Genomic DNA, 15349 nt, shown 5'->3' with positions numbered 1-15349 from the left:
CCCTTTGCCTCTGGGGAAGAAGCGAAGCCGCCAAACATTCTAGCCACTGTAGCTAGATTACATTAAAAAGCGAAAGTAGCTCGCTCAGAATCTTTGGACATTGGAACTCCCGACAGAGAAGCGTTTTTTGCTTCGTTCGAGGGAGTGAAATGACCAATAAAAAGAAAAACGGCCCCGCTTTTCATCAAAGCGAAGCCACTCTTTTCTTACTTACGCTTTTTCTTTTTCTTCTTGAATCCTGGTACGTTTTCAAAGAATCCTTTTTTCTTCTTGCCATTACCATCTTTTTTCCCTGGCTGACTAGCGGACGTGGATGCTGATGCTGATCCTCTTCCTGTGCTTTTACCTTTGCCACCACGGTCAAATTTTCTACCTGTACCGCGTTCGCCGCCGCGCTCATTACTGCGCTCGCTACGTCCACCCCGTTTCTTTCTGCCTGTTCTTGGCTGTTCGATAACGACTGGACGATCTTTGAACTTACGGCGAGGTGTACCTTTCATGCCAACGATTTCAAAGTCAATTGCGCGCTCGTCTTTGTTTACGTTAATAACGCGAATTGTAATTTCGTCACCGATGCGGAATACGTTACCTGTACGTTCTCCAATCATTGCGAAATGCTTCTCGTCGTAACGGTAGTAATCATCCGTTAAGTAACTAACGTGTACAAGACCTTCAATTGTATTTGGAAGCTCTACGAATAAACCGAAGTTTGTTACAGAGCTAATCATACCATCATACTCTTCACCGATCTTATCGACCATATACTCTGCTTTTTTCATTTCGTCTGTTTCACGCTCTGCTTCAACAGCACGACGTTCCATATTAGAAGAGTGTTCTGCAATCTCTGGTAAGTTTTCACGCCATTTTGCTTGTGTTTCACTGTCGACTTTACCGTTAATGACGTATTCACGAATCAATCTATGAACGATCGTATCTGGGTAACGACGAATCGGCGATGTGAAATGCGTGTAGAACTCAGTTGATAAGCCGAAATGTCCTAAGCTTTCCGAATCGTAACGTGCTTGCTTCATAGAACGAAGCATAACCGTTGAAATTACTACTTCTTCAGGCTGTCCTTGAACCATTTCAAGGATTTGTTGTAATGCACGAGGATGTACTTCATTCGCACGTCCTTTTACCGCATATCCGAAGTTCGTTACAAACTCGAAGAATCGCTCTAACTTATCTTCTTTCGGATCTTCATGGACACGGTACATGAATGGTACGTTCATCCAGTGGAAGTGTTCTGCTACTGTTTCGTTCGCAACAAGCATAAATTCTTCAATTAACTTTTCTGATACAGAACGATCACGCATGACAACATCAGTCGGTTTTCCTTCTTCATCCACTAATACTTTTGCTTCTTTAAAGTCAAAGTCAATTGCACCACGGCGCATACGCTTTTCACGTAAAATTTGTGCCAATTGACCCATCTCTTTAAACATTGGTACTAATGGTTCATAGCGCTTGATTAACTCTTCGTCCTCATCTTCTAAAATGCTTCTTACATCAGCATATGTCATACGCTCTGTCGTTTTAATCACACTTTGGAAAATCTCGTGTTTGACAACATCACCTAAGTTGTTGATTTCCATTTCACAAGAAAGTGTCAGACGGTCTACTTTCGGATTTAATGAACAAATACCGTTAGATAGACGGTGTGGAATCATTGGAATTACACGATCAACAAGATATACACTCGTCGCTCTTTCCGCTGCCTCAACATCAATTGGAGAACCTTCTTCAACGTAATGACTTACATCCGCAATATGAACACCAAGCTTGTAATTACCGTTCTCAAGCTTCGTTACTGTAACAGCATCATCTAAGTCCTTCGCGTCTGCACCATCAATCGTTACAATCATTTGGTCACGTAAATCACGGCGATCTTTCAAGTCTTCTTCTGAAATCGTTTCTGGTACACTGTTTGCATGCTCCATCACTTCCTCAGGAAATGCTAAAGGTAAATGATGTTTATGGATGACCGATAAAATATCTACTCCTGGATCATTTTTATGACCTAGAATTTGAATAACTTCACCTTCCGCACTTAAACGATTCTCTGGATAGCTCGTAATTTTAACAACTACTTTATGGCCTTCTACAGCACCCATGGATGCGCTTTTCAAGATGAAAATATCACTTGTCCAACGCTTATTGTCAGGTATAACAAACCCAAAGTTTTTCGATTCTGTATATGTACCAACTAGTTCTTTCGTTCCACGTTCTAAAATGCGTACAATTGAACCTTCTTGACGTGAACCACTTGATTGTGAACTAAGGCGTGCTAATACTGTATCACCGTGAAGTGCACCGTTTAATTCTGTAGGAGGAATGAAAAGATCATCATCTCCCGTTTTCTTCTCTTCTGGCACAACGAAAGCAAAGCCACGCGCATGTCCAATTAACTTACCACGCACTAAATTCATTTTTTCTGGAAGGCCATAACGATTGCTACGTGTACGAATAACAAGTCCCTTCTCTTCCATCATTACAAGTGCCTTTACAAAATCTTTAAAGCCCTCAGAACCTTTAATTCCAAATGCCTCTTCTAACTCTTGTATCGTTAACGGTTTATACGCTTCTTCTCTCATAAATAATAACAACTTATCAATATGTTCTTGTGTGATTTCTTCCAAGCAAAAATACCTCCTTTAAACCCTTATATTATTTAGTGTATCCGAAAGATGGGGGATGTATAAAGCGAAAATTCAATACTCCCCTAATGATTTTTTTACAGTTTCCATAAAAATTTCCTTATGAAAAAAAGAGGCAACTAGATCTTACCAATCTAGTTGCTCCAAGAAGTTATATACATCCTCATGTAGCTCGTCACGTTGCTTATCCAGTGTAATGACATGCGTAGAGTCTTCATACCATTTAATGTCCTTTAACGTTGATTCTACACCATTATAAATAATGTTAGCACTATCCGTATTAATCATTTCATCATGACGCGCTTGTACAACAAACGTCGGTGCATAAATCATATCAACATTATTACGTACATCAGCAATTAGCTCTTGTAATGCTTTTAATGTATTCATCGGTGTCTGTTGGAATTCCAACATTTCTTGTTCAATTTGCTCTGGTGATTTTTGCTCACGCTTTTTATATTCGCGGGCATATGCCAATATACCTTGGTACATTGTTTCTTCACTCTTAATATACATCGGTGCACACATTGGTACCACACCTAAAACAGGGATTGTATATGCTAATTTCAGAGAAAATACTCCGCCTAGTGACAAACCAACGACAGCAATTTTCTCAAAGCCTTTATCTTTTAAAAGCTGATATGCCTCCGTTACATCTTGCCACCAATCTGTAGGACCTGTATGAACAAGTTCTTCTGGTGGTACGCCGTGTCCTTTATAAATTGGCGCATGACAAGTATAGCCTTTCTTTTCTAAGAAACGCCCTAACATACGTACATCAGCTGAGTTTCCTGTGAATCCATGTAGTAATAAAACAGCGCGGTCTCCACCCTCAAATGTAAATGGTTTCGGAGATGCTAATTTCATCATGTACTTCTCCTCTTTCTCTTCTGTAATCTAGTCGTATTCTTTCTATATCTTAGTGTACCATATTTATATTTCTATAATCTAATTAGAAACTTTTTTCAAATAACAAAATAAAAAAAGAAGAACCATTAGTACAAACTACTAACGCTTCTTCTTTCAATTCTATAAGTTTAAGTACGTAACAGCAATTGTTAATACAAAGAACAATACAGCTAAAACAATTGTAATACGGTTTAATACCGCTTCAATTCCACGTGCTTTTTGCTTACCAAATAATTGCTCTGCACCGCCGGAAATTGCACCTGAAAGACCTGAGCTATTACTAGACTGCATAAGTACCATAACAATCATTAAAATCGATACAATAATAAGTAAAACGGATAATAACGTATGCACTTGGCGTACCTCCTACAAAGATTCAGTTATTTTAACTGTAGCATAAATCCTATAGAAAAGCGAGAGCTATAGAGTCGCTCTCGCTTTTCTTCTATTACATAAACATCATTGCAAATAACGGTCCGAGCAAACATGTCAAAATTGCTGTTAATGTCATTGTTACCGATCCAATAACACCTTCATGTTCGTTATTTTTCATTGCTCTCATAACACCCATAATATGAGAAGCACATCCAAATCCGATACCTTTACCAACCGAGTTTGTAACACGGCTCCATTTTAATAAAATTGGACCTGTAATCGTTCCAGTAATACCTGCGATAACTACGAATGCCGCTGTTAAGGATGGAACACCACCAACTTGTTCAGAAACGCTCATTGCAACCGGCATTGTCACTGATTTTGGTAATGAAGATAAAATTAAACTTTTATCTGTTCCCATAAGTGAGGCAATAGCAAAATCACTCGCAATCGCAACTGTTGTACCTACTAATACTCCGCCCGCAATCGGTACAACATATTTTTGCAGCACATGACGTTGTTTGTAAAGCGGGATTGCAAATGCTACAACACCTGGTCCAAGTAACTTCGCAATCCAGCCACCACCGCTTTCCATATAATGTTGATATGGTATATCAAGCACAATAAATAAGAAAGCCATTAATCCTGTCGCTACAAGCATTGGAATAGTAAATGGTGTTGGAAATAATTGATAGATTTTTTTAGATAATTGATATAATAGCACCGTAAAAAGAACCCAACCGATTCCGATTAATATTTGACTCATCACGACTCTCTTTCCTTTCTATTCGCAAGATATTGCCCTGTATGTCCTGCGACAATGATAATTAAAAACGTACTCGCTACAACTGTAATGAAAAGAGAAATTCCTTTACTCATAAAAAAAGCACCGTAATTCATTAAGCCAAGCGTTGGCGGAATTAATAAAAACGGCATAATAGCGACGAGTGTTTCCGCTCCTAAATCAAACCATTTCACTGGAAGTACTTTTAGGCTAAGTAAAACAAGTAAAAGAAACATCCCAATCAAGCTTCCTGGAATTGGAATATTCAACATTTCTTGCACCCAAGTTCCAACCATATAAAACACATAAAGAGCAGCAATTTGGACAAGGATCTTTGTAAATTTCATGTTCATCATCCCTCATGTTTATACGATCTTCTGTTAATATCTTTATCATAGTATAAATTGTAAAAAGCTGCAATTTATCAACTTGACAACAAAAACCGCCCATGTTATACGCTTACACCCTTGATATGACTGCATTTACAAATGAAATTTAAGTCAAAAACCTTGACCTAATATAAAAAGTTTTTATTTTCTGAATTTATCCCATTACTATTTCAAGAAAACAAACTTTTTTATTCTTCCTATCCGAAAACTTACATATATATAAAGTGAAACTTTAATTAATGGGGGGCTTCATCCCCGCGGATTATTAGCCTTCACCAATCGAGCGTTTACGGGCAGCCCAACCCCCGCATAACTTTTTTGCTTTTTTTGAATTTTAAGGTCGGGGGCTTATTGCCCGTTACTGTGGGGTAAACAAGATAGGTGGTGAACATATGCCCAAAAAAGTTCTTATTTTTTGTGATCCTGGAATCGATGATACGATAGCCCTCCTCCTTGCATTTTATATTGATGAAATTGAAATCGTTGGGATTGTGGCTGATTACGGCAATGTTCCAAAGGAAATGGCCGTACAAAATGCTCATTTTCTGAAGTACGAAACAAAGAATAGGAATATCAAGATATTCGGTGGTTCAGAACGTCCCCTTACTGGTACCCCTCCCGCTTTCTTTACAGATGTACACGGGAAACAGGGACTCGGACCAATTATTCCAAAGGAGAATGTGACTAACGGAGAAATGGAGAATTTTTTTGAAGTTATTCCTCTTATTGAACAGTATAAAGATGAATTAATTATTGTAAGTTTAGGAAGACTTACCTCTCTAGCGATTTTATTTATCTTATGTAAAGAGTTAATGAAGCAAATTAACTCTTACTACGTAATGGGCGGCACCTTTTTACATCCCGGTAATGTTACCCCTATTTCAGAAGCAAACTTCTATGGTGATCCTACTGCCGCTAATATAGTCCTTCAATCTACAGCTAACATGTACATATATCCATTAAACGTCACTCAATATTCCATCATTACACCAGAAATGGCTGAATACATTGAAGCCATAGGAAAAGCGCCACTTGTTAAACCGTTATTCGATCATTATTACTACGGATATTATAAAGATGCCTTACCGCATTTAAAGGGCAGCCCCTTTCATGACACAATGCCAATACTCGCCTTATTCGATAACTCTATGTTCACTTATCATAAGTCACCTATCGTTGTCATGACGGAATCCTATGCACAGGGAGCAAGTATTGGAGAATTTCGCTCTTTAATGGAGCCAAAGCCATTTATTAATTGGCCGAGTCATCAAATTGCAATTGATTTTGATTATAACCGCTTCTTTAAACATTTCATGTCGCTTATGACGGGTGAGCAATTTTAGCATAAAAAAACAGACCGTGATTTCTCACGGTCTGTCGTTATTTTCTACAATTATCGTTTGATGTTGTAGAAAGATTTAATACCATCGTAAACAGCGATTTCGCCTAGTTCGTCTTCGATGCGTAATAATTGGTTGTACTTAGCAATACGGTCAGTACGGCTCATAGAACCAGTTTTGATTTGGCCAGCGTTAGTTGCAACTGCGATGTCAGCGATTGTAGCATCTTCAGTTTCACCAGAACGGTGAGATACAACTGCTGTGTAACCAGCACGTTTAGCCATTTCGATAGCTTCGAAAGTCTCAGTTAAAGTACCGATTTGGTTAACTTTAATTAAGATTGAGTTAGAGATACCTTTTTCGATACCTTCAGCAAGTTTTTGAGTGTTAGTTACGAATAAGTCGTCACCAACTAATTGTACTTTATCACCGATACGCTCAGTTAATAATTTGTGACCATCCCAGTCGTTTTCGTCTAAACCATCTTCGATAGAGATGATTGGGAAGTCTTTGCAAAGCTCTTCGTAGAAATCAACCATTTCTGCAGAAGTTAAGCCAGTACGGCCTTCGCCTGCAAGGTCATATTTACCAGTTTCTTTGTTGTAGAACTCAGAAGAAGCAACGTCCATTCCTAAGAATACGTTCTCGCCAGCTTTGTAACCAGCTTTTTCGATAGCTTCGATGATTACTTCTAGAGCTTCACGGTTAGAACCAAGGTTTGGAGCGAATCCACCTTCGTCACCTACTGCAGTATTAAGACCTTTGTCATGTAATACAGCTTTAAGTGCATGGAATACTTCAGCACCCATACGGATTGATTCTTTGAATGTTGGAGCGCCAACTGGTAAGATCATGAACTCTTGGAAGTCTACGTTGTTATCAGCGTGAGAACCACCGTTGATGATGTTCATCATTGGAGTTGGTAATTGTTTTGCATTGAATCCACCAAGGTAACGGTATAATGGAAGACCTACGAAGTCAGCTGCTGCGTGAGCTACTGCCATAGATACACCAAGGATAGCGTTAGCGCCTAGTTTACCTTTGTTTGGAGTGCCATCTAATTCGATCATAGCACGGTCGATACCAGCTTGGTCAGTTACATCGAAACCAGCGATTTCTGGAGCGATAATTTCGTTAACGTTGTTTACTGCGTTAATAACACCTTTACCAAGGTAACGAGATTTGTCACCGTCACGTAATTCTACTGCTTCGTGCTCACCAGTAGATGCACCACTTGGTACGATAGCGCGTCCGAAAGCGCCGCTTTCTGTGTAAACTTCTACTTCTACAGTTGGGTTACCACGAGAGTCAAGGACTTCGCGAGCATAAACATCAATAATTGTTGACATAATAAATTCTCTCCTTTTTATATAAGCAAATTATTTAATAATTGTTTTACCTGTCATTTCTTTCGGTTGTTCCACATTTAAAAGTGTAAGCATTGTTGGGGCGATATCTCCTAAAATACCACCTTCACGAAGCTCTACATCATTTTTTGTAACGATGAAAGGAACCGGGTTAGTTGTATGAGCTGTCATAGGCCCGCCATCAGCAGTTAACTCCTGATCAGCATTACCATGGTCAGCAGTAATAAGTGCTACACCATCTTTTGCAAGAATTGCTTCTACAACTTTTCCTAAACATTCGTCAGTTGCTTCTACTGCTTTAATTGTTGGTTCCATCATCCCAGAATGGCCAACCATATCACAGTTCGCAAAGTTAAGAATGATAACATCATGTTTATCATTTTCGATTTCATTTACTAAAGCGTCCGTTACTTCGTAAATGCTCATTTCAGGTTTCAAATCATACGTTGCAACCTTTGGTGAGTTAATTAAGATACGCTCTTCTCCTGGGAATTCAGCCTCACGACCACCGCTAAAGAAGAATGTAACGTGCGGATACTTTTCAGTTTCCGCGATGCGAAGTTGCTTTAATCCCGCTTGCGCAACAACTTCACCTAAAGTGTTATCAAGGTTCATTGGCTTAAATGCCACGTAACCATCTACAGTTTCACTGAAGTGTGTCATACAAACGAATTCAGGAATGTGAGGTACTTTTTCACCACGATCGAACTCACGGAAGTCTTCGTTTGTAAATACACGAGCAATTTGAATTGCACGGTCTGGACGGAAGTTATAGAAAATAACTGCATCATCATCATTGATTGTTGCAACTGGCGTGTTATCTTCGTTAACAATTACAGACGGCAATACGAATTCATCATAGATACCGTTCGCATAAGAGTCTTCTACACACTCTTCTGCTGATTTATAAGTAGGGCCTTCACCATTCACCATAGCACTGTAACATTTTTCTACGCGATCCCAACGCTTGTCACGGTCCATGGAGTAATAACGACCAGAGATAGTCGCGAATTGTCCTACACCTGTTTCTTTAATTACTTCATTTGTTGCATCGATATAACCTTTTGCTGTTTGTGGTCCAACATCGCGACCATCTAAGAACGCATGGATATAAACTTTCTCCACGCCTTCTTTTGCTGCTAAGCGAAGAAGAGCAAACATATGGTTCATGTGACTGTGCACACCACCGTCAGAAAGTAAACCGAATAAATGAAGAGCAGTACCTTTTTCTTTCACGCTTTTAATTGCATTTTGGAATGTTTCGTTCTGATCGAACTCACCTTCACGAATTGCAACGTTTACGCGTGTTAAGCTTTGGTATACGATGCGGCCAGCACCGATATTTAAGTGACCAACCTCAGAGTTACCCATTTGACCTTCTGGAAGACCTACTTCCTCACCACAAGCTGTAAGCGTTGTATGAGGGAATTTGTTCCAGTAACCATCAAAATTAGGTTTCTTAGCTTGTGCTACAGCATTCCCATGAGTTTCTTCACGAAGTCCGAAACCGTCAAGAATGATTAAAGCTGTTGGCTTTCTCATTTTACCGCCCCCAGAAGACCTAAGAACGAAGCAGGCTCTAAGCTAGCACCGCCAACTAAAGCGCCGTCGATGTCAGATTGTGCCATATACTCTTTAATGTTTTCTGGTTTTACGCTACCGCCGTATTGAATACGAACAGCTTCTGCAGCTTCTGGAGAAACAGCTTCTGCAACAACTTTACGGATGTGCGCACATACTTCGTTTGCATCTGCAGAAGAAGATGATTTACCTGTACCGATAGCCCAGATTGGCTCATAAGCGATAACAGTTGCTTTAACTTGCTCTTCTGTTAAACCTGCAAGTGCTTTTGTCACTTGACCTGCTACTAGATCAAATGTTTTTCCGCTTTCGCGCTCTTCTAAAGTCTCACCACAACATACGATTGGTGTTAAACCATGTTCAAATGCTGCAAGAGTCTTTTTGTTTACTGATTCGTCTGTTTCAGCAAACATTTCACGACGCTCAGAGTGGCCAAGTACTACGTAGCCTACTTTTAAGTCGCTAAGTGCTACTGGGCTAATTTCGCCAGTGAATGCACCATTTTTTTCGAAGTGCATGTTTTGTGCACCTACTTGTAAGTCCGTTCCTTCAGTTGCCGCTACTAAGCGCTCTAAGAATAGAGCTGGAGAGCAAACTACTGCATCAACAGCTGAAGCTGCTGGGATTTGACCTTTAACTTCCTCTACGAAGCTAACTGCTTCAGATAGAGTTTTATTCATTTTCCAGTTACCTGCGATAATTGGTTTACGCATGCTTTGCACCGTCCTTTTTCTTTGGCTGCTACTTATTTGTCGTTAAGACAAACTACACCTGGAAGCTCTTTACCTTCCATGAATTCTAATGACGCACCGCCGCCAGTAGAAATGTGGCTCATTTTATCAGCCATACCGAATTTTTCAACAGCTGCTGCAGAGTCACCACCGCCGATAACAGAGTATGTATCTTCTGCATCTGCTAATGCTTGTCCTACTGCTTTTGTACCTTCTGCGAATGGAGTCATTTCGAATACACCCATTGGTCCATTCCATACAACAAGCTTAGAGTTTTTAATTACATCTGCATAAATTTCACGTGTTTTAGGACCGATGTCCACGCCTTCCCATGTAGAAGGAATAGAGTCGATACCAACGATTTGAGTTGTTGCAGTTTCAGAGAATTCCTCTGTGATTACAACATCAACTGGCATGTAGAAGTTTACGCCTTTTTCTTTTGCAAGTTGCATAAATTCTTTAGCTAGTTCAATCTTGTCGTCTTCACATAGAGATAGACCAATTTCATGACCTAAAGCTTTAACGAATGTGTAAGCAAGTCCGCCACCGATGATTAAGTTATCTACTTTGTCTAATAGATGACGAATTACACCGATTTTATCTTTTACTTTCGCACCACCAATGATAGCTGTGAATGGACGTTCTGGGTTAGAAAGTGCTTTACCAAGTACATCTAACTCTTTTTCCATTAATAAACCAGATACTGCTGGTAGGTAGTCTGCGATTCCTGCTGTAGAAGCGTGAGCACGGTGAGCTGCACCGAATGCATCGTTTACGAAGATATCAGCAAGAGCTGCAAATTCTTTCGCAAGTTCTGCATCGTTCTTTTCTTCGCCCGCATAGAAACGTACGTTTTCAAGAACTAATACGTCGCCTTCGTTCATTGCTGCAACCATTTCTTGTGCAACTGGTCCGAATGCTTCGTCTGCTTTTTTAACATCTTTACCAAGAAGCTCGCCTAAACGTGCTGCTACTGGAGTAAGACGTAATTCTTCTACTGCTTGACCTTTTGGACGGCCTAAGTGGCTTGCTAAAATAACTTTCGCACCTTGCTCTACTAAATATTGAATTGTAGGAAGAGCTGCACGGATACGAGTTTCATCTGTAATTTTGCCTTCTTTCATAGGTACGTTGAAATCAACGCGGCAAAATACACGCTTACCTTTTAAATCTACGTCACGAATTGATTTTTTGTTCATTGGATTTCCCTCCGACTACTAGTTAGGATTGACAAAACCCATTCAAAAGCTTAACACATTTGCTTCTAAAACGAAAGAAGAGAGAGAGGGAACAAACCCTCTCCCTCGTTTTGTCATTGATTGCTTATATACTTAAGAATTAAAGACCTTTAGAAGTCATGTATGCAGCTAGGTCTACTACGCGGTTAGAGTAACCAGTTTCGTTATCGTACCAAGAAAGTACTTTAACCATGTTACCTTCCATTACCATTGTAGATAATGCATCGATTGTAGAAGAAGCTGTACATCCGTTATAGTCGATAGATACTAATGGCTCTTCGCTGTATCCAAGGATACCTTTTAATTCGCCTTCAGCTGCTGCTTTGAATGCTGCGTTTACATCTTCAACTGTTACTTCTTTGTCAAGTTCAACAACTAAGTCAACAAGAGAAACGTTAGCAGTTGGAACACGTACAGCGCCACCATTTAATTTACCTTTAAGTTCTGGTAATACTAATGCTACAGCTTTAGCAGCACCAGTAGATGTTGGGATCATGTTTTCAGCTGCTGCACGAGCACGACGTAAATCTTTGTGTGGTAAGTCTAAGATTTGTTGGTCGTTAGTGTAAGAGTGAATTGTTGTCATCATTCCGCGTTTTACGCCGAATTTTTCGTTTAATACTTTAGCGAATGGAGCTAGACAGTTTGTAGTACAAGAAGCGTTAGATACTACATTGTGGTTAGCTGCATCGTATTGTTCGTGGTTAACACCCATAACTACAGTGATATCTTCGTCAGAAGCTGGAGCTGAGATGATAACTTTCTTAACTGATCCACCTAAGTGTTTCTCAGCGTCTGATTTTTTAGTGAAACGGCCAGTAGATTCTACTACTACTTCTACTCCGTAGTCGCTCCATGGTAATTGAGCTGGGTCACGCTCAGCGATAACTTTAATTTCTTTACCGTTAACAACGATGCTGTTTTCGTTAGCAGATACTTCTGCATTTAAAGTTCCGTGAACTGTGTCATATTTTAAAAGGTGAGCTAATGTTTTAGCATCTGTTAAGTCGTTGATTGCTACTACTTCTACCTCAGAGTTGTTAAGAGCTGCGCGGAATACGTTACGTCCGATACGTCCAAATCCATTAATACCAATTTTAGTCATTTGAATTTCCTCCTTGGGGGATTATATTAAAGGGTAATACCCTTTGTTAATTGTTTTGCTGCACCTTCATCTGTAATTAGAATTGAAGTGTGCCCTTGCTTTATTACAGCCTGTATTGCCTTTGCCTTTGAAGAACCTCCAGCGACTGCAACAACGTGAGATACATTTTGTAAATCTTCAAGTTGCATACCAACTGTTCTTACTTTATGAACAACATTTCCTTGTTCATTAAAGTAGTAACCGAAAGCTTCGCCAACTGCTTCGTTTGCTTGAATCTTTAACCAATCTGCTTCCGAAGTACTTCTGCGACGTGCCATTGTTAACGCATCACCGATTCCATGAATGACGATATTGGAAGATCGAATCAACTCAAGAACTTCTTTCACGGAGGGCTCTGTCACAATAGACGCATATGCTTCGCTACTAACATGGTCTGGAACATACAATAAGCGATAATTACTCATCGTATTTTGCGCCATCTTGGCACAAATGGTATTGGCTTCTAATTCAACACCTTCTCCAATTCCACCACGTGCTGGGACAAACAGCATATGTAAATCTTTGCAATCAAGTTGCATCATGTCCGCAGCAGCAGCTAGCGTAGTTCCTCCAGCCACAGCAACGATATTATTCGCTGTCAGACGGTCTTTTATACAAGTCACACAAGCACGGCCCATCTCCAGTTTGACCCACGGCGATTCATCACTATCACCAGGGACAACGAAAACTTCATCCAAGTCTAATGTTTCCTTAAGTTGCTTTTCTAAAACCTTTAACCCGGAAATTTCTTTCATAAAGTCTTCCAAAGCAAGAACTAAAGCTGTTCCTTCTTCTGTCAAAGTCATTCCAGAAGAAGCGACGTGAACTAAGTTTTGTTCTTTCAAAACTTGAACTTCACTTCGCAATACTCGTTCTGTCATACCGAGACTTGCTGATAAGTTTCTTCTTCCAATCGGCTGCATGAGCCTAATGTATTGAAGAATTTGCATTCTCGTTTGCATAACAGGTAGCAGATCAGGTAATAATTTTTTTGTGTTCTGAATCCATGAGCGCATATCTTTTCTCCTCACTACATTGGTTCATTTTTCCCTTGTGGTCATTTTTCGTCCCGTAGTGACATTTTGTGTCCCACATAGGTTAAAAAAATAATCCCTGCTACGTGTATTATTGTAACAGGAGATAGAAACTTATTCAACTCTTAACTGCATTCTTTATATAGTTTATTATGACACCTTTGTGAATGTTACCATATTCTACTTGTTTTCCGCCTATTTCTACAACCGGAATCATTAAATGATATTTTTCTAAAAGGTCATTATCTTCATATATATCTATTTCCTCGATTTGAAAAGAATATTCACATTGTACTTCTTGTAAAACTTGTTTCGCCTGCACGCAAAGACCACAATCTACTTTTGTATATAGTACAACTTTCATCTTCTTCACCTATCCGATCGTTTTTCGTAATGATGAAGCTGGGATATGCATTTGTTCTCTATACTTCGCCACTGTTCTTCGAGAAATAACAATTTCATGCTCTTCTTCTAATAATTTTGAAATCTTTTGATCTGAGAGTGGCTTTTTCTTGTTCTCTGCTTCCACAAGCGTTTGAATAAACTGTTTCACTCGCTTCGTTGAAACTGCCTCATCCTCTGTCGTCGAAACTGCATTACTAAAGAACGATTTCATCTCAAATAAACCGTGTGGTGTTTGCACATACTTATTTCTTGTTGCACGACTAATCGTAGACTCATGCACACTTAACTCTTCCGCCACCTCTTTTAAAGCGAGTGGCTTCAAATACGCTGGACCTTCCCAAAAGAAATCACGTTGTTTTTCCATAATAATCGTCATCACTTGCAGAAGTGTTTGTTTTCTCTGTTTCAAACTGCGCATAATCCATTGCACATGCTGATACTTTTCTGAAACGTAAGATGCTACTTCACTTTCACTATTATTAAGAAGTGCACTGTACTCAGAGTGAATTTCAATTCTCGGCATATTTCTCTCATTCATCTGTAAAACGAGGCGATCGCCTTCTTTTTTCACTGCCATGTCAGGCACAATATACAGTGGTTTATCCGAAGAATACGCAAGGCCTGGTTTCGGCTGCAATGATGTAATACAGTTCACCGCCGATTGTAATTCTTCATTACTACACTTCAGCACATGAACGAGCTTTCGCCAATCCTTCTTCACGAAATAAGCAAAGTGCTCCTCTACAATATCTTCCGCTAATCCATCTCTTCTTTGTAAGCGCTTCAATTGTAAAATTAGACATTCCTGAATATTACGTGCCCCTACCCCTGCCGGCTCAAGTGATTGGACAATCTCTACAGAGCGATCGACTACATGAAGCGGTGCAGAAAGGAGATCTGCTAACTCTTCATTCGTTTCTTGTAAATACCCATTTCCATCCATGTTCATAATAATGAAAGAAGCTACTTTTCGCTCTTCTTCTTCTATTTTATAATACTGTATTTGATTTAATAAATGTTGCTGAATCGTCATGGAATCCACACTGTAGATTTCCATCTGATTCTCGACTTGTTTGCTGGTACTTTTACTTTTGTTAGAGCTCTTCTTCTTCTCCCTCTCAAAACCACCTAACTCAATAAGGGGATTCTCTAACGATTGCTCATACAAAAACTCCGATAATTCTTGTACATTATACTGAAGCATTGTAATCGCTTGCCTTAACTCTTGTGTCATTGCCAAACGTAAGCTTTGTTCTTGTAAAAGACTTGCCTTCAAACTAATCTCCCCCTTGTTTCTATTGTACAATAAGTTTGGTAAAAGGAGAATCCTATCGCAGACACCCATTCCAAAATATTATTAATTTATATGTATTAATGAGATTTACAACTTACAAC

General features: G+C 39.5%; 14 protein-coding genes. 1 reads left to right on the top strand and 13 read right to left on the bottom strand.

Going from position 1 to position 15349, the window contains the following annotated elements; translation table 11 throughout:
* Positions 1-206 precede the first annotated feature (206 nt).
* From rnr to JDS98_RS25185, 5 genes are all read right to left on the bottom strand, one after another.
* The gene (gene rnr / locus JDS98_RS25205) at positions 207-2639 is read right to left on the bottom strand and encodes a ribonuclease R (protein WP_070173931.1); all 2433 of its coding nucleotides are present in this window, start codon (positions 2637-2639) and stop codon (positions 207-209) included.
* 144 nt (positions 2640-2783) lie between these two features.
* Positions 2784-3524, bottom strand: a complete 741-nt coding sequence (estA, locus tag JDS98_RS25200; RefSeq protein WP_000761983.1) for a carboxylesterase — start codon at positions 3522-3524, stop codon at positions 2784-2786.
* Positions 3525-3686: 162 nt separating this feature from the next.
* Positions 3687-3920, bottom strand: a complete 234-nt coding sequence (secG, locus tag JDS98_RS25195) for a preprotein translocase subunit SecG (protein ID WP_000557263.1) — start codon at positions 3918-3920, stop codon at positions 3687-3689.
* A gap of 94 nt (positions 3921-4014) precedes the next feature.
* Positions 4015-4707 carry an LrgB family protein gene (locus tag JDS98_RS25190; protein WP_000078307.1) on the bottom strand — a complete coding sequence of 231 codons (693 nt, stop codon included), beginning with the start codon at positions 4705-4707 and terminating at the stop codon, positions 4015-4017.
* Entirely contained in the window at positions 4707-5072 is a 366-nt protein-coding gene (locus JDS98_RS25185) for a CidA/LrgA family holin-like protein (protein ID WP_000673221.1), read from the bottom strand. The genes JDS98_RS25190 and JDS98_RS25185 overlap by 1 nt, the downstream gene beginning before the upstream one ends.
* Before the next feature lie 434 nt (positions 5073-5506).
* On the opposite strand from JDS98_RS25185, the gene JDS98_RS25180 reads away from it, so the two are divergent.
* Positions 5507-6457: a nucleoside hydrolase gene (locus JDS98_RS25180; RefSeq protein WP_199633001.1), complete on the top strand. Its 951-nt coding sequence runs from the start codon at positions 5507-5509 to the stop codon at positions 6455-6457.
* Between the two features lie 50 nt (positions 6458-6507).
* Here JDS98_RS25180 and eno read toward each other — a convergent pair whose 3' ends face one another.
* From eno to rpoN, 8 genes are all read right to left on the bottom strand, one after another.
* Complete coding sequence (eno, locus tag JDS98_RS25175) at positions 6508-7803, bottom strand: phosphopyruvate hydratase (RefSeq protein ID WP_000103945.1); 1296 nt, start codon at positions 7801-7803, stop codon at positions 6508-6510.
* Between the two features lie 30 nt (positions 7804-7833).
* Positions 7834-9363: a 2,3-bisphosphoglycerate-independent phosphoglycerate mutase gene (gpmI, locus tag JDS98_RS25170; protein WP_001231145.1), complete on the bottom strand. Its 1530-nt coding sequence runs from the start codon at positions 9361-9363 to the stop codon at positions 7834-7836.
* Positions 9360-10115, bottom strand: a complete 756-nt coding sequence (tpiA, locus tag JDS98_RS25165; protein WP_001231042.1) for a triose-phosphate isomerase — start codon at positions 10113-10115, stop codon at positions 9360-9362. Before tpiA ends, gpmI begins: the two co-directional genes overlap by 4 nt.
* 32 nt (positions 10116-10147) lie before the next feature.
* Complete coding sequence (locus tag JDS98_RS25160) at positions 10148-11332, bottom strand: phosphoglycerate kinase (RefSeq protein ID WP_001036333.1); 1185 nt, start codon at positions 11330-11332, stop codon at positions 10148-10150.
* Between the two features lie 139 nt (positions 11333-11471).
* Positions 11472-12476: a type I glyceraldehyde-3-phosphate dehydrogenase gene (gene gap, locus JDS98_RS25155; RefSeq protein ID WP_000161234.1), complete on the bottom strand. Its 1005-nt coding sequence runs from the start codon at positions 12474-12476 to the stop codon at positions 11472-11474.
* 26 nt (positions 12477-12502) lie between these two features.
* The gene (gene cggR, locus JDS98_RS25150; protein ID WP_001258184.1) at positions 12503-13531 is read right to left on the bottom strand and encodes a gapA transcriptional regulator CggR; all 1029 of its coding nucleotides are present in this window, start codon (positions 13529-13531) and stop codon (positions 12503-12505) included.
* A gap of 136 nt (positions 13532-13667) precedes the next feature.
* Positions 13668-13913 (bottom strand): glutaredoxin family protein, encoded by a 246-nt coding sequence (locus JDS98_RS25145; RefSeq protein WP_000869744.1) that lies wholly within the window; start codon positions 13911-13913, stop codon positions 13668-13670.
* Between the two features lie 9 nt (positions 13914-13922).
* Positions 13923-15230 carry an RNA polymerase factor sigma-54 gene (gene rpoN / locus JDS98_RS25140; protein WP_000647945.1) on the bottom strand — a complete coding sequence of 436 codons (1308 nt, stop codon included), beginning with the start codon at positions 15228-15230 and terminating at the stop codon, positions 13923-13925.
* Positions 15231-15349 lie beyond the last annotated feature (119 nt).

It is taken from the genome of Bacillus cereus group sp. N11, from assembly GCF_016483605.1.
In the GTDB taxonomy this organism is placed as follows: domain Bacteria; phylum Bacillota; class Bacilli; order Bacillales; family Bacillaceae_G; genus Bacillus_A; species Bacillus_A toyonensis.
Note: the sequence above shows the minus strand (reverse complement) of the source record. Positions and strands in the feature narration are given on the sequence as shown.

Coding starts and splice junctions, on each gene's coding strand:
- gap (WP_000161234.1), bottom strand. CDS start 12,476: ATGACTAAAATTGGTATTAATGGATTTGGACGTATCGGACGTAACGTA.
- JDS98_RS25190 (WP_000078307.1), bottom strand. CDS start 4,707: ATGAGTCAAATATTAATCGGAATCGGTTGGGTTCTTTTTACGGTGCTA.
- JDS98_RS25180 (WP_199633001.1), top strand. CDS start 5,507: ATGCCCAAAAAAGTTCTTATTTTTTGTGATCCTGGAATCGATGATACG.
- eno (WP_000103945.1), bottom strand. CDS start 7,803: ATGTCAACAATTATTGATGTTTATGCTCGCGAAGTCCTTGACTCTCGT.
- estA (WP_000761983.1), bottom strand. CDS start 3,524: ATGAAATTAGCATCTCCGAAACCATTTACATTTGAGGGTGGAGACCGC.
- gpmI (WP_001231145.1), bottom strand. CDS start 9,363: ATGAGAAAGCCAACAGCTTTAATCATTCTTGACGGTTTCGGACTTCGT.
- cggR (WP_001258184.1), bottom strand. CDS start 13,531: ATGCGCTCATGGATTCAGAACACAAAAAAATTATTACCTGATCTGCTA.
- tpiA (WP_001231042.1), bottom strand. CDS start 10,115: ATGCGTAAACCAATTATCGCAGGTAACTGGAAAATGAATAAAACTCTA.
- JDS98_RS25185 (WP_000673221.1), bottom strand. CDS start 5,072: ATGAAATTTACAAAGATCCTTGTCCAAATTGCTGCTCTTTATGTGTTT.
- JDS98_RS25145 (WP_000869744.1), bottom strand. CDS start 13,913: ATGAAAGTTGTACTATATACAAAAGTAGATTGTGGTCTTTGCGTGCAG.
- JDS98_RS25160 (WP_001036333.1), bottom strand. CDS start 11,332: ATGAACAAAAAATCAATTCGTGACGTAGATTTAAAAGGTAAGCGTGTA.